The sequence below is a fragment of the Flavobacterium branchiicola genome, assembly GCF_018383905.1.
In the GTDB taxonomy this organism is placed as follows: domain Bacteria; phylum Bacteroidota; class Bacteroidia; order Flavobacteriales; family Flavobacteriaceae; genus Flavobacterium; species Flavobacterium branchiicola.
This window is the reverse complement of record NZ_JAGYWA010000001.1, coordinates 280,331-293,844: the sequence shown is the minus strand read 5'-3', so window position 1 is coordinate 293,844 and position 13,514 is coordinate 280,331. Positions and strand designations below refer to the sequence as shown.

At 32.8% G+C, this 13,514-nt stretch carries 15 protein-coding genes and 2 tRNA genes; 9 read left to right on the top strand and 8 right to left on the bottom strand.

Features of this window, described 5'->3' with window-relative positions; all coding sequences use genetic code 11:
* Positions 1–12: 12 nt before the first annotated feature.
* From KHA98_RS01315 to KHA98_RS01305, 3 genes are all read left to right on the top strand, one after another.
* A tRNA-Gly gene (locus KHA98_RS01315) sits at positions 13–85 on the top strand.
* Positions 86–99: 14 nt separating this feature from the next.
* Positions 100–185 (top strand) — tRNA-Leu (locus tag KHA98_RS01310).
* 385 nt (positions 186–570) lie between these two features.
* Positions 571–948, top strand: coding sequence for a DUF1508 domain-containing protein (locus KHA98_RS01305; RefSeq protein ID WP_213254561.1), 378 nt, complete (start codon positions 571–573; stop codon positions 946–948).
* Between the two features lie 140 nt (positions 949–1,088).
* Here KHA98_RS01305 and KHA98_RS01300 read toward each other — a convergent pair whose 3' ends face one another.
* Together KHA98_RS01300 and KHA98_RS01295 are read right to left on the bottom strand one after the other, a co-directional pair.
* On the bottom strand, positions 1,089–1,313 hold the full coding sequence (locus KHA98_RS01300; RefSeq protein WP_213254559.1) for a PG1828 family lipoprotein: 225 nt from the start codon (positions 1,311–1,313) through the stop codon (positions 1,089–1,091).
* Positions 1,314–1,654: 341 nt separating this feature from the next.
* A complete protein-coding gene (locus KHA98_RS01295; protein ID WP_213254557.1) occupies positions 1,655–2,896 on the bottom strand; it encodes a 3-deoxy-D-manno-octulosonic acid transferase in 1,242 nt (413 codons plus the stop codon).
* A 134-nt stretch (positions 2,897–3,030) separates the two neighbouring features.
* On the opposite strand from KHA98_RS01295, the gene KHA98_RS01290 reads away from it, so the two are divergent.
* The 5 genes from KHA98_RS01290 (at position 3,031) to KHA98_RS01270 (ending at position 6,774) form a co-directional block, all read left to right on the top strand.
* Positions 3,031–4,164 (top strand): DegT/DnrJ/EryC1/StrS family aminotransferase, encoded by a 1,134-nt coding sequence (locus tag KHA98_RS01290; protein WP_213254555.1) that lies wholly within the window; start codon positions 3,031–3,033, stop codon positions 4,162–4,164.
* 37 nt (positions 4,165–4,201) lie between these two features.
* The gene (gene galE, locus KHA98_RS01285; RefSeq protein WP_213254554.1) at positions 4,202–5,218 is read left to right on the top strand and encodes a UDP-glucose 4-epimerase GalE; all 1,017 of its coding nucleotides are present in this window, start codon (positions 4,202–4,204) and stop codon (positions 5,216–5,218) included.
* Between the two features lie 83 nt (positions 5,219–5,301).
* Entirely contained in the window at positions 5,302–6,204 is a 903-nt protein-coding gene (locus tag KHA98_RS01280; protein WP_213254551.1) for a DMT family transporter, read from the top strand.
* Between the two features lie 64 nt (positions 6,205–6,268).
* Positions 6,269–6,463, top strand: a complete 195-nt coding sequence (locus tag KHA98_RS01275) for a hypothetical protein (protein WP_213254549.1) — start codon at positions 6,269–6,271, stop codon at positions 6,461–6,463.
* Positions 6,448–6,774: a hypothetical protein gene (locus KHA98_RS01270; protein WP_213254547.1), complete on the top strand. Its 327-nt coding sequence runs from the start codon at positions 6,448–6,450 to the stop codon at positions 6,772–6,774. The genes KHA98_RS01275 and KHA98_RS01270 overlap by 16 nt, the downstream gene beginning before the upstream one ends.
* A gap of 155 nt (positions 6,775–6,929) precedes the next feature.
* Here KHA98_RS01270 and fabD read toward each other — a convergent pair whose 3' ends face one another.
* The gene (gene fabD, locus KHA98_RS01265; protein WP_213254545.1) at positions 6,930–7,805 is read right to left on the bottom strand and encodes an ACP S-malonyltransferase; all 876 of its coding nucleotides are present in this window, start codon (positions 7,803–7,805) and stop codon (positions 6,930–6,932) included.
* Positions 7,806–7,875: 70 nt separating this feature from the next.
* A complete protein-coding gene (locus KHA98_RS01260) occupies positions 7,876–8,238 on the bottom strand; it encodes a DUF983 domain-containing protein (protein WP_213254543.1) in 363 nt (120 codons plus the stop codon).
* A 244-nt stretch (positions 8,239–8,482) separates the two neighbouring features.
* Between KHA98_RS01260 and KHA98_RS01255 the strand changes: the two genes are divergently transcribed.
* A complete protein-coding gene (locus KHA98_RS01255) occupies positions 8,483–9,346 on the top strand; it encodes a helix-turn-helix domain-containing protein (protein ID WP_213254541.1) in 864 nt (287 codons plus the stop codon).
* A gap of 230 nt (positions 9,347–9,576) precedes the next feature.
* Here KHA98_RS01255 and KHA98_RS01250 read toward each other — a convergent pair whose 3' ends face one another.
* From KHA98_RS01250 to KHA98_RS01235, 4 genes are all read right to left on the bottom strand, one after another.
* Positions 9,577–10,110 carry a YceI family protein gene (locus KHA98_RS01250; RefSeq protein ID WP_213254539.1) on the bottom strand — a complete coding sequence of 178 codons (534 nt, stop codon included), beginning with the start codon at positions 10,108–10,110 and terminating at the stop codon, positions 9,577–9,579.
* A 161-nt stretch (positions 10,111–10,271) separates the two neighbouring features.
* A complete protein-coding gene (locus KHA98_RS01245) occupies positions 10,272–10,502 on the bottom strand; it encodes a (4Fe-4S)-binding protein (RefSeq protein WP_213254537.1) in 231 nt (76 codons plus the stop codon).
* 173 nt (positions 10,503–10,675) lie between these two features.
* Positions 10,676–11,392 carry a pirin family protein gene (locus KHA98_RS01240; protein ID WP_213254535.1) on the bottom strand — a complete coding sequence of 239 codons (717 nt, stop codon included), beginning with the start codon at positions 11,390–11,392 and terminating at the stop codon, positions 10,676–10,678.
* A 577-nt stretch (positions 11,393–11,969) separates the two neighbouring features.
* The gene (locus tag KHA98_RS01235) at positions 11,970–13,451 is read right to left on the bottom strand and encodes a helix-turn-helix domain-containing protein (protein ID WP_213254533.1); all 1,482 of its coding nucleotides are present in this window, start codon (positions 13,449–13,451) and stop codon (positions 11,970–11,972) included.
* Between the last annotated feature and the right edge of the window lie 63 nt (positions 13,452–13,514).

The window sequence follows — 13,514 nt, the reverse complement described above, 5'->3', positions numbered from 1 at the left end:
AAGATTTGAAATGCGAAAATAGCTCAGTTGGTAGAGCGCGACCTTGCCAAGGTCGAGGTCGCGGGTTCGAGCCCCGTTTTTCGCTCAAAACCATATAATGCTCGGATGGTGAAATTGGTAGACACGCTGGACTTAAAATCCAGTGAACAGCAATGTTCGTGCGGGTTCAAGTCCCGCTCTGAGTACTAAAGCCTCTTCTTTTGAAGAGGCTTTTTTTATGGTGTAAACTTTCATTTCAAAATAAATTGCGAAGTAATTTATTTTGAAGAATCTAAGAATCTAAGAATCTAAGAATCTAAGAATCTAAGAATCTAAGAATCTAAGAATCTAAGAATCTAAGAATCTAAGAATCTAAGAATCTAAGAATCTAAGAATCTAAGAATCTAAGAATCTAAGAATCTAAGAATCTAAGAATCTAAGAATCTAAGAATCTAAGAATCTAAGAATCTAAGAATCTAAGAATCTAAGAATCTAAGAATCTAAGAATCTAAGAATCTAAGAATCTAAGAATCTAAGAATCTAAGAATCTGCGGAAATCTAAAATCAACAATCTAAAATCTAAAATTATAAATGGGTGCATTCGTTATTAGCAGGCGATTTAACGATGAATATAAATTTGTTTTCACTTCCCGAAAAGGAAAAGTGATTTTTACGAGTTTGAGTTATGAATTGAAGTTTGAAGGGGAGGAGGATATTGAAAAGTTTAAAGCGAATATAGATCAGGCTAAATTTTTGAAATTTAAAGGCTCTGGCGGGAAGTATTTTTTTAAATTGATGTTGGGGGAGGTTCATTTTGCAACAAGTCGAAAATACACTACAGAATTGCTTTTGCAAAAGGGGATTAAAGAAATTGTGAATTATGCGGCAAAGTCTGAGATCTTGGATTTTTCGTCAAATGAATCAATTTTTGAAGATGAAGAAGAAATGGCTGAGGATGAAATGGATTAATCTGAGGTTGGTTATATAAAAAAAAGCGTTTACTTTTTGTAAACGCTTTTTTTTATGAGTTATGTTCGGATTTAAAATTTTGAACATAAAAAAAACCATCACGATGGATGGTTTTAAAATCTTTAGAATTTAGGTTCTAATTATTTTTTTACTTCTTTAGCAGCTTCTTCTACTTTAGTAGCAGCAGAATCAACTTTTGCAGCAGCAGAGTCAACAGTTGTAGCAGCAGAATCAACTACAGCAGCAGCAGAATCAACAGCAACAGCAGTAGAATCTACAGCAGTTTCAGCTGCAGCGTCAGCTTTTTTACAAGATACAACAGTTAAAACAGCAACAACAGCTAAACTTAAAAATACTTTTTTCATCTTACTTTATTATAAAAGGTTAATTATTAATTCGTGGCAAAGATATAAATTTTTTAATATGTAAAATATTTTTTTATTTTTTTTTTAAAATATTTTCATCGCTCACGATTATCTTAGTTATCAAATAATATGCCAAAACGACAAAAAATGTTTGTATTGTTGTATTTTTTGCAGAAATTATTAGTTGTTGAATATTCTGCAAAAGAAATGACTATTTATAGGGTGCGCTTTGCACTTTATTTTGATTTTGGCTGAGTATTCTATAAACGCTAAAAATAAAATAAGTTCTAGTCTTAAGTGTTTTTTAACTGTCTGGAGGTTAAAACTAGCTTTTTGAAATTTTAAATCGTTTCAGAGACCATTTTCAAGATGATATTTGTAGCTCCTGTATTGTTCTGAATGAAAGATTTACAGATTTCGCTCTTTTCGTTGAGAAAATTTTGATCATGTATTAATAGGTCTAGATTTTCTTTTAATTCTTCTTTATTAGAGATTGAAATACATCCGCCAAGTTTAACTAGTTCAATAGCTTCTGCAAAATGCGAATAGTTGGGGCCAATTATAATTGGTAATCCAAATGTTGCTGGTTCTAATATATTATGAACGCCCGGATTTCCAAAACCACCTCCTACGTAGGCGATTGTTCCGTAGCTATAGATTTTGGTTAATAAACCAACGGTATCAATAATAAAAACACTATAATCTGATAGGTTACCAGCGTTGCTCTTATCTGAAAAGAGTACAGCAGGTTTTGTGAGTTGTGCTTTTAAATTTGAAATCTGATCTTGTTTTATATTATGTGGTGCAATAATAAGCTTTACATTTTCTGAAGTCTGATTAATGTATTCTATTAATAAGGTTTCATCTTTTGGCCACGAGCTGCCTATTACAATAGTAGGTTTGTTATTTTTGAAACTTTCGATAAAATCAAGTGAGTTGTCTCTTTCTAAAATGGCATTAACGCGGTCAAAACGGGTATCTCCGGAAACAACTACATTCTGAAATCCTATAGATTCAATTTTATCTTTTGATTTTTCATTCTGAACAAAAAAATAAGAAAATGCTTTTAAGGCTTTTCGGTAGAAACCTCCATACCATTTAAAGAACATTTGGTTGTCTCTGAAAATCCCTGAAATTAAATAAGTAGGGATTTTCTTTGTTTCTAATTCCTTTAAATAGTTTAACCAAAATTCGTATTTAATAAAGAATGCTAATTCAGGGTGAACTAGTGCTATAAATTTTGTTGCATTTGCTTTAGTGTCCAACGGAAGGTAAAGTGTAACATCTGCAACTGTGTTATTTTTACGCACTTCGTATCCAGAAGGGGAAAAAAAGGTTACAATGATTTTATGGGATGGGTATTTTTCTTTTATTTTTTCTATAACAGGAAGTCCTTGTTCGTATTCTCCAAGTGATGCCGAATGAAACCAGATCGTCTTGTCTGAAGGTTTGATTTTTTCTTCCAGAATGGTGAAAACATTTTTGCGGCCATCAACAAAAAGTTTAATTTTCGGACTAAAAAGAGCTACAATTTTCAGAAAAAACCCCGCAATAGAAATAACTAAATTATATAGAAAAAGCATCTGTTTGTTTTTGTGGCTAAATTACATTTCTTTCGATTATTTTCATTGGTTTGCCCATATTAAATAACTATTTTTGTTGCTCCTTTTAAAGATTCTGTTTTAAAATCAGGTCTTTAGTTTAAATATAATTGAAAATGAAAAAAATTCAAATGGTTGACTTAAAAAGTCAATATGAAAAAATAAAATCTACTGTTGATGCTTCAATTCAGGAAGTTTTAGATACAAATACTTATATCAATGGACCTTTGGTTCATCAGTTTCAAAAAAATCTGGAAGACTATTTAGGGGCAAAACATGTAATTCCGTGTGCAAATGGTACAGATGCTTTGCAAATTGCAATGATGGGATTAGATTTAAAACCAGGTGACGAGGTTATTACGGCTGATTTTACTTTTGCAGCAACTGTTGAGGTTATTGCTTTGCTGCAATTGACGCCTGTTTTGGTTGATGTTGATATGGTAAATATGAACATTGATATCGACGCAATTAAAAAAGCAATTACGCCAAAAACAAAAGCAATTGTTCCGGTACATTTATTTGGACGTGCAGCCAATATGGATGCAATTATGGAAATTGCTGCTGAACATAATTTATATGTAATTGAGGATAATGCACAGGCTATCGGTGCTGACTATATTTCAAAATCGGGAGAAAAAACTAAAGTTGGAGTAATCGGACATGTAGCTGCAACTTCATTCTTTCCATCTAAAAACTTAGGATGTTACGGTGATGGTGGAGCAATTTTTACAAATGATGATAAATTGGCGCACATTATCCGCGGAATCGTAAATCACGGAATGTACGAGCGTTACCATCATGATGTTGTTGGAGTGAATTCTCGTTTAGATAGTATTCAGGCCGGAGTTTTAAATGCGAAACTACCTTTATTAGATGAATATAATAAAGCACGTCGTTTAGCAGCAACAAAATACAATGCAGCTTTTGCAGGTAACAGACATATTATTACGCCAGATTTTGATGCAAACGAAAATGACCATGTTTTTCATCAATATGTTTTAAGAATTATCGATGCAGATCGTAATGCTTTGATGCAGCATTTATTGGATAAAGCAATTCCATGTGCAATTTATTATCCAATTCCGTTGCACTCTCAAAAGGCTTACGTTGATACTCGTTATAAAGAAGAACAATTTCCAGTTACAAATCAGTTAGTTCAGGAAGTTATTGCTTTACCAATGCATACAGAACTCGATGATGAGCAAATTAAATTTATTACAGATTCTGTTCTTGAATTTTTGAATAAATAATTAACAGCCAAAATAACCACAAAAAACAACCAAATAAATGAAAGTATTAGTAACAGGAGGATTAGGATTTATAGGTTCTCACACTGTAGTCGAATTGCAAAATGTAGGCTTTGATGTAGTGATAATCGATAATCTTTCAAACTCTACGGAAGATGTTTTAAAAGGAATTACAGCGATTACAGGCAAAACACCTTTATTCGAAAAATTAGATTTAAGAGAAAAATCTTCAGTTCGGGATTTCTTTAAAAAACATAACGATGTTACGGGAGTAATTCATTTTGCGGCTTCAAAAGCGGTTGGAGAAAGTGTTGAGCAACCATTGTTGTACTATGAAAACAACATAAGCAGTTTGGTATATCTTTTACAGGAATTACAACAAAAACCAGAAGCAAGTTTTATTTTCAGTTCGTCTTGTACGGTTTATGGTCAAGCCGAAAAAATGCCAATTACAGAGGATGCTCCGGTTCAGACTGCAATGTCACCTTACGGAAACACCAAGCAAATTGGAGAAGAGATTATTGCAGATACTGCCAAAGTAACGAATATAAACGCCATTTTATTACGTTATTTTAATCCGGTAGGGGCGCATGCAACTACAGAAATTGGGGAATTACCAATAGGTGTTCCTCAGAATTTAGTTCCTTTTATCACACAAACCGGAGTAGGATTGCGTCAGGAATTATCTGTTTTTGGAGATGATTATCCAACACCAGACGGAACAGCAGTTCGTGATTACATTCATGTAGTAGATTTAGCAAAAGCACATGTTGTTGCACTACAGCGTTTATTAAATAAGAAAAACTTAGCAAAAGTTGAAACTTTCAATTTAGGAACAGGAAAAGGAAGTTCTGTTTTGGAAGTGATTAATAGCTTTGAAAAAGTTAGCGATAAAAAATTACCATACGTCATTAAGCCTCGCCGTGAAGGTGATATTACTGAAGCTTATGCAAATACAGATAAAGCAAATAATGTTTTAGGATGGAAAGCGGAACTAAGTTTAGACGAAGCGATGGCAAGCGCATGGAAATGGGAACAAAAAGTAAGGAGTAAATAATTCTTTACATTAAAATTATAAAATTTTAAGATCCCAAATTATAGCAATATAGTTTGGGATTTTTTTTTAGATGATTGATTATCATGAAACAAAGTTTAGATTATAAATTAATTTTCGCTCTTGCGGCAGTTGGGATTATTTGGGGAACAACATTTTTAGGAATACGAGTTGCGGTTGAAACAATTCCGCCTTGGTTTGTAACCTCCATTCGTCAGGGTTTGGCAGGAATAATAATGATGACGATTTTATTGTTTAAAAAAGAAATGAAATGGATTGGTTGGGAAAATTTTAAACAACAGCTTATTCCGTCAGTTTTGATGATTGTTATTGCAAATGGTTTTACTACGATTGCAGAACAGACGCTGCCAAGCGGATTAGCTTCTGTGATCAGTGCATTGTCTCCGATATTGATATTTCTAGGTAGCATTTTGGTTGGATTGCAGAAAATGAGTTTGAAAGGATTTGTTGGAGTATTAATCGGATTTTCTGGTGTAGTTTTTATATTCAAGGACGGACTTGGCTCGTTTATGGATGCCGATTATAGAACAGGAATGATGTTCATGGGATTTGCTATTTTAGCTTGGGCAGCAGGAACAATTTACACAAAAATGCATGCCAATAAATCAAATAATATTGTACTTAATTTATTTTACCAATTTATAACAGCATCCTGTATTCAGTTAGTTTTGGCGTCTATTTTTTCGCCAAATCCAGATTTCAGTTCATGGAGTTCCAGAAGTATTTTTGCAGCTTTATATTTATCGGTTTTTGGTTCAGTGATAGCATTTTTTAGTTATAGTTATGCTTTAAAACACGTTACAGCGGTTCAAGTTTCTATTTTAGCATATATCAATACAATAATTGCAGTTTTTTTGGGCTGGCTTCTTTTAGATGAAATCATTACAGTTGATTTTATTATTGCTACAGCGCTTATTATTCTTGGCGTTTTTATTGTGAATTATAAAAAGAAGGAAAAGAAAGTTTAGAGAAAATAATCATTTTTTGGTTTGATTTATTTTGTAAATTTGTAAGAATGAAAAAGTAGGAATCATGAGCTCGGATAAAGAAAATAAAAAAAATAATAAAGTTGAAGAACCTGCAACTGAATATGAAATTCAAAAAACTAAAATTCAAGGCATAGATCCTGAAACTTTTGATTTTGATGCAGAGTTTGCAAAAGGCTTAACTATTGAAGAAGCAAAAGCTGAATCAATTAGAAGGATCCGAGAATGGTGGGGGAAATAGAAGTTGTTTTCACACCAAAGGTATTAGGGTTTCTAGATGATTTAGTAATTAAATTATATAAGAAAGAATATTTTGGATTTCTTGAATCTGCAGAAAATTATGTTTTAACAATGTATGATGCGATTCCTGATAGAATAAAGAAAACGAGGCATAGTCAAACACCTAATTCAATTAAATATTTGGGAACAAATTATATTTTTTATAAAGCCAATAATAGAACAACTTGGTATATCTTTTTCGAAAAAAGAGAAAGAAATTATTTAATAACAGCGATTGTAAATAACAATTCTATCGAAGTTAAATATCTCTAAAACAAAATCCTCATAAACGATTTAAAGTCTATGAGGATTTTTATTTTTACACTTTCCTGCAAGGTTTCCAAAACCTTGTAGGTCTGTTTCTTTAAAGCTTAAATGCTTACAAGGTTTTGGAAAGTTTGCAGGAATTGCGACTTAACACTTAAAAATTAAGCATTCACAGTAACCGCTTCTTTATCAATTTTGTTGATCAAACCAGCTAAAACTTTTCCAGGACCAACTTCTGTAAATAAAGTAGCGCCGTCAGCGATCATTTGTTGCACAGATTGTGTCCATTTTACAGGAGCCGTCAACTGAATGATTAAGTTCTTTTTAATTTCATTTGCATCAGAAACCGCATTTGCAGTAACGTTTTGGTATACTGGACAAATAGGAGTAGAGAATGTAGTTGCTTCAATTGCTGCAGCTAATTCTTCTCTTGCCGGTTCCATCATTGGCGAGTGAAAAGCACCCCCAACAGGTAAAATCAAAGCACGTTTTGCTCCGGCAGCCTTCATTGCTTCACAAGCTTTTTCAACAGCAGTAGTTTCTCCTGAAATTACCAATTGTCCTGGGCAGTTATAGTTTGCGGCAACTACAATACCATCGATAGAAGCACAAACTTCTTCTACAATATTATCCGCTAAACCTAAAACAGCTGCCATTGTAGACGGCGTAATTTCACAAGCTTTTTGCATTGCCAAAGCACGCTGAGAAACCAATTTAAGACCATCTTCAAAAGATAAAGTTCCGTTTGCAACCAATGCTGAGAATTCTCCTAATGAATGTCCTGCAACCATTTCCGGTTTGAAATCTTCACCTAAAGTTTTGGCTAAAATAACAGAATGTAAAAATACAGCCGGTTGTGTAACTTTAGTTTCTTTTAGTTCTTCGGCAGTACCTTCAAACATAATATCAGTGATTCTAAAACCTAATATTTCATTAGCTTTTTCGAATAATTCTTTGGCTAAAGCCGAGTTTTCATATAGGTCTTTGCCCATTCCTGTGAATTGTGCGCCCTGACCCGGAAATACGTATGCTTTCATTTGTCTAATTTGTTTTTTATTTTTTTGAAATTGAAATTAGCTTCAATAGAAAGGCAAAAATAACACTTTTTTATTTCGTATAATCCTTAAACATGTAAATCCATGCTAATCGTGAAAATCGGAGATTGAATGATGTTAGTAATATAATCACAACGGCAATAATGGGAATGATTCTTAAATCGAAATTTTTCTCAAAGAAAAACTGCGCAACGCAATAGGTTGCGATCCCCTGAGCTACTGTTAAACCGTAGTTTACATACATGGCACCAAAGAAATAACCAGGTTCTTTTTGAAATTTATAATTACAATGACTGCAATATTCATTCATTTTTGGTAAACTAAAATTGAAGAAAATATTTTTGTCTGTAAAAACTTTTCCTTTATGACAAATAGGACATTCGTTGCTTAAGATATGAGTTAATGCACTTGACATGACTTTGCTATTTTTTATTTATACAAAGGTAATTCAGGGCAGAATAAAAGTCTTTTTTATATCTTCGCTTATTATAGCACAATAAAGACATTTTTGGTGTTTTGTTTTTTGCGATATATTAAACTTGGTATAAAATGATACACGGTTGACGCAGATTTATACTGATTTTGACAGATTATATAATAAAGAAATCAGTATAAACCCGTTTAACCCGCGTCATCCGTGTGCAATAATTCTAATCCTTATGAAAAAATATCCCATTTATAGTGTTCAGAGTTTTAGCTGTAACGATATTCATCGTGATTTTTATGTGAATACTTTTAAAGAGCATTTAAAGAGTCACAGTTTTGTTGAAGAACCACATCGACATGATTCTTATTTAATGGTCTTTTTTACAAAAGGTTCAGGATTGCATGAAGTGGATTTTGATCAATTCACAATCAAGAGAGGAAGTCTTTTTGTGCTGCAGCCTGGCCAAATGCATCACTGGAATCTATCTGAAGATGTTGAAGGTTTTGTAATTATCTTTTCTCAGGAACTATATAATTTATATTTCGGACAGAAAAAGATCAACGATTATAATTTTTATCATTCCATTCATAACAGACCGGAAATGGTTTTTGAGGAAAATGAAATCCCGAAAATTCAACCTTATTTTGATTTATTGATTCAGGAAAACATCCAGAACAATAAATATCAACTAGATAAATTGTTGAATTTATTAGACTGCATTCATATTGAAGTCGCTAGAAAATACAGCGAAACCTATTCGCATCAGGCTCATTCATACAATATCAAAATCAATTTATTCGAATCGCTTTTAGAAGAGTATTTCAGAACAGAAAAACTGCCGTCATTTTATGCAGAAAAACTAAATATTACATTAAAACATTTAAACAGAATCTGTAACGAAATCCTCCAGAAAACAGCAACAGAAGTTATTACAGATCGTGTTATTTTGGAAATTAAAAGAATGTTGATGAATAAGCAATTAGCTGTAAATGAAGTTGCGTTTAAAGTCGGTTATGAAGATTACTCGTACTTCTCCAGATTCTTCAAAAAACAAACAGGAATTTCACCAACAGAATTTAGAAATACTTCACGTTGAGTTTTATTAACCACAAATTAGCACAAATTATTATTTTAATTTTTTGCCAAAGATTAAAGGATTAATTGGATTAAATCTGTGGAAATCATTTTAATCTGTGGCAAAAAAATAGCGCTTTTTGAGAAAAATAATTTGCGAAAATTTGTGTAATTTTTGGTTTTAAAAAAAGCCCTGCACAAAAAGTACAGAGCTTTTAACCAACCAATTAAATCTAATCTTAAACCAAAAGATTAAGCTTGTTTTACGAATTGTAATTCGATGTTTAATTTTACTTCTTCACCAACTAAAACTCCTCCAGTTTCAAGAGCTGAGTTCCAGTTTAATCCCCAATCTTTACGATTGATTTTTCCTTCAATGCTTAAGCCTACTTTTGTATTTCCCCAAGGATCAGTCATAGTTCCGCTAAATTCAACAGGAAATTTTACTGTTTTTGAAACACCTTTAATGCTTAAATCTCCAGTTAATTCATAATCTCCAGCATCAATTTTTTTGAATGAAGAAGCTTTGAAAGCTAATTTTGGATGATTTTCAGCGTCAAAAAAGTCGCCGCTTCTTAAATGTCCGTCTCTGTCTGCATTTGCAGTATCAACTGAAGCGATATCGCCAGAAAATTCGATAGCAGCATTTTCGAAGTTATCTCCGTCTGTAGTAATTGTAGCATCGTAAGTTCCAAATTTTCCTGAAACATTTGTAAACATCATGTGTTTAACTTTAAAACCAATTTCTGAGTGAGTTGGGTCAATTGACCATTTTGTAGTTGCCATAATTTTATTTTTTTTAATAATTAATTTGTTTCATTTTGATAGGACAAAGTTACGGTAGCAGTTGTCCTGAAGCACTTAACCTAGATTAAGAAATAAAAAATGTGATAATTTTTGATTATCACATTTGTACACCTTTTGTCTCTCTGAGCAAAGTCGAAGAGTTATTTTTTAGTATTCATATAAAATGTCAGCGCTCCCGACGGACATTTATTAACGGTAGAAATTATTTTTTCAGTCGTAGAATGTTCCGGAGTAATCCATGGTTTTTCTTTTGGTCGAAAAACATCAGGATTATTGTTTTTGCAATTGGCAGAATGAATGCATTTTCCTGGCTGCCATACAATAGTTACTTCTCCGTTTGTATATTCCTTGGTAACATTATCTAGATTCATAATTGAAAATTTTAGCAGTTAATTTGATAAAAGTCAGACCAATTTTCCATTATAAAGTTAGCCTTTCTTTTTTAGTTTTGTTGAAATTAAGAAAAAAAAAGAAACGATAATAATCTGATTTTCAGATTTATTATCGTTTCGGCATTCAGGTATTAATTGTTTTTTTGTTTGAATTAATAGTTCATCGGAATATCCATTAATAAAAATTCAGCATCTGTATTAGCTTGAATATTTAAAGTATCAGTTCCTGAAATTCCAACGGCATCACGAGTATTTAATTCCTGACCGTTGATGGTTACATTTCCTTTTAAAACGAAAGCGTAAACACCGTTTCCTTCTTTTTTAATTTTATATTCAGTAGAAACTCCAGAATCGAAATTCCCCATATTGAACCAGGCATCCTGATGAATCCAAACACCTTCATCATCAGCATTTGGAGATAAAATCTGAGACAATTTATTGTGTCTGTCCGCAACGTCCAGAGTAATTTGCTGGTAACGAGGTGATACATTTCTTTTATTAGGAAACAACCAGATTTGTAACAATTTAGTCTGTTGATCTGCATTTGGGTTAAATTCACTATGCTGAACGCCAGTTCCGGCACTCATTACCTGAATATCACCATTTTTGATAATTTCAGTATTCCCCATGCTGTCTTTATGCGCTAAATCACCTTCAAGCGGAATTGTAATAATTTCCATATTATCATGAGGATGAGTTCCAAAACCCATTCCACCGGCAATCGTGTCATCATTCAAAACACGAAGCGCTCCAAACTGAATTCTATCCGGATTGTACCAACTTGCAAAACTAAAGCTGTGATAAGCGTTTAACCATCCGTGATTTGCATTTCCTCTAGTTTCTGCTTTGTGCAATACTATATTTTCCATGATTTTGTCCTTTTGTTATTTTTATAGTACAAAGATACGGTCAAGATGAATGAAAGGCACTTAACCTAGATTAAGAAAAGGTACTAAGGTTCTAAGATGCTAAGATTCTAAGGTTTTTGGTTTGGTTGCAAATAGGCAGAAGAGCAAAGGTTCAAAGGGTTTTATCGTGTAGTTTGTCATCCTGACGAAGGAAGGATCACACTAGTAGCTCTACAAAGTGAATCGACAATCTTTATAGGATTTTCGCGATTTAGTAAAATTATCTAATTATTTTTTTTGAAGCAGAAATTTCAGTTTTCATAAGACGTCTAGTCCCGCTATCCGTTTCAATCTTTTGTGTCTCGTTAAAAAACGATTCACAAAAGGATTTCCACTTCTATCGGGGCTAATTAAGAAGTTTTTGTTTTCAGAAGTTGAACCCAAAGTAACCACAAAGTTTGTCATCTCGACGAAGGAGAGATCACACTAGAAGCTCCGATCCAATAGTTGCCAATCTTTGTCGAACTCCTTGTGTGATCTCTCGTTCGTCGAGATGACAAGATTGTGCAAAAATCTAAATTCTGAAATCTAAAATTATCTAACTATACTGATTCATAAACTGCTGCACAACAGCATCCGTATTCTCATGACGTTGCTTTTTCTCCAGAGTAATAGGAGGAGAAGCGCGCTCCAGACAATCCTGCACGGAACAAGTCTCGCAGGTAACACCAACAATTCGCTTTACCAAAGGTTTTCCTTCAATGAATTTGAATTTCTTTTTCATTGCTGGGGTTATTAGAATCCCAACCGAAATACTCCTGATATAATTTTCTGCAAAAGGATCTTTTGTAGCCGATGAAAAAACTAAATATTCGTTTCCGCTATTGGCATAACTCGAAATTTGTGCATCAAAAAAATGCGGTTTATTTTGTTTGATGGCCTCGTCTATTGTTTTTACCGAAACCCATCTTCTGCAATAATGCTCGTTGGTTTCGTTGGCGTGCGGTTCCTGTTGATTGGTTATATGTAATTCTTTATTTATCTGATAAAAATCGGATCCGGGACGATGTGATAATCTTAAAAAGAATAAGTTTTTCAGATGAAAATCTTTTGGTAATAAATTCGTCAATCGCTGATAAAAAGATTCTGGAGAAACTTCAAAACTTTCAATTAAAGAAACAAATTCTTCCGGTTTTGGATTCTCATTTTCCAGAAAAGTATTGATTTTATCCACAACTAATTTTCTTGGTAAAAGTAAAGCACCTGCAAAATAAGAAGCATAAAAGTTATTCAGAACCTGATCAAAATTTTCAAATTTAATCCAGCTGAAAGTCAGTAAACGTTCTGAAATTTTTAGATAATTATAGGCAATTTCTTTAGCCAGAATAAAAGCTTTCTGAGGCGCGTCAATTTCTGTTGAAAGCAATAAAGTCTTGCTCTTTGGAACATAAATAGAACGTAAATCGTCTAAAGCCTCCTGATCGGTAAAAGCAATTTCCTGGATTTTATATTCGTATTCTTCTTTTAAAATCGCTTCGAGTTCTTCAATACTAATTTTAGAATCTAAATTAATCTGAAACGACTTAGAAAATGCAATTACCTTTTCTTCTAAATCTTCAAAATAATTACTGTGCGCTTCCTGATAGGAGCGCAATGCGGCAAGAAAAAAACTTTCCCGGCTTAAATTATAATGCTGTGCAATTTCAATAATCGTACTGATGAACGCATTGACTTTTGCCGGAGCGTTGGCAATAATATCAATTAAATCAGCCTCCTGAATTCCGAAAAGTTCCAGCGGAATCTCTTTTAAAATTCCGGATTTTAAGATTTCGCCAATCGGAGCGAGGTTATTATCGAGTTTTAAAGATACCATTTGGTCGTAAGTCACATCCAAATGTTCACATAAAAGCAAAATTTTATCTGTTTTGGGATATTTTTTTCCTTTTTCAATCTCGTTTAAATACGATTTTGAAAGATTGGTCAATTTAGCTAAGCCAAAAAGTGAAAGATTTTTTTCAGTGCGGACTTGCTTGAGTTTTAGCCCAAAAATCAGCTTAATATAGTCTTTTTCGATATCCATAATGCCAAATATAAGTATTATAAAAACAATCGCAAAATAATTATTTTTTAAATTTAGCGAACG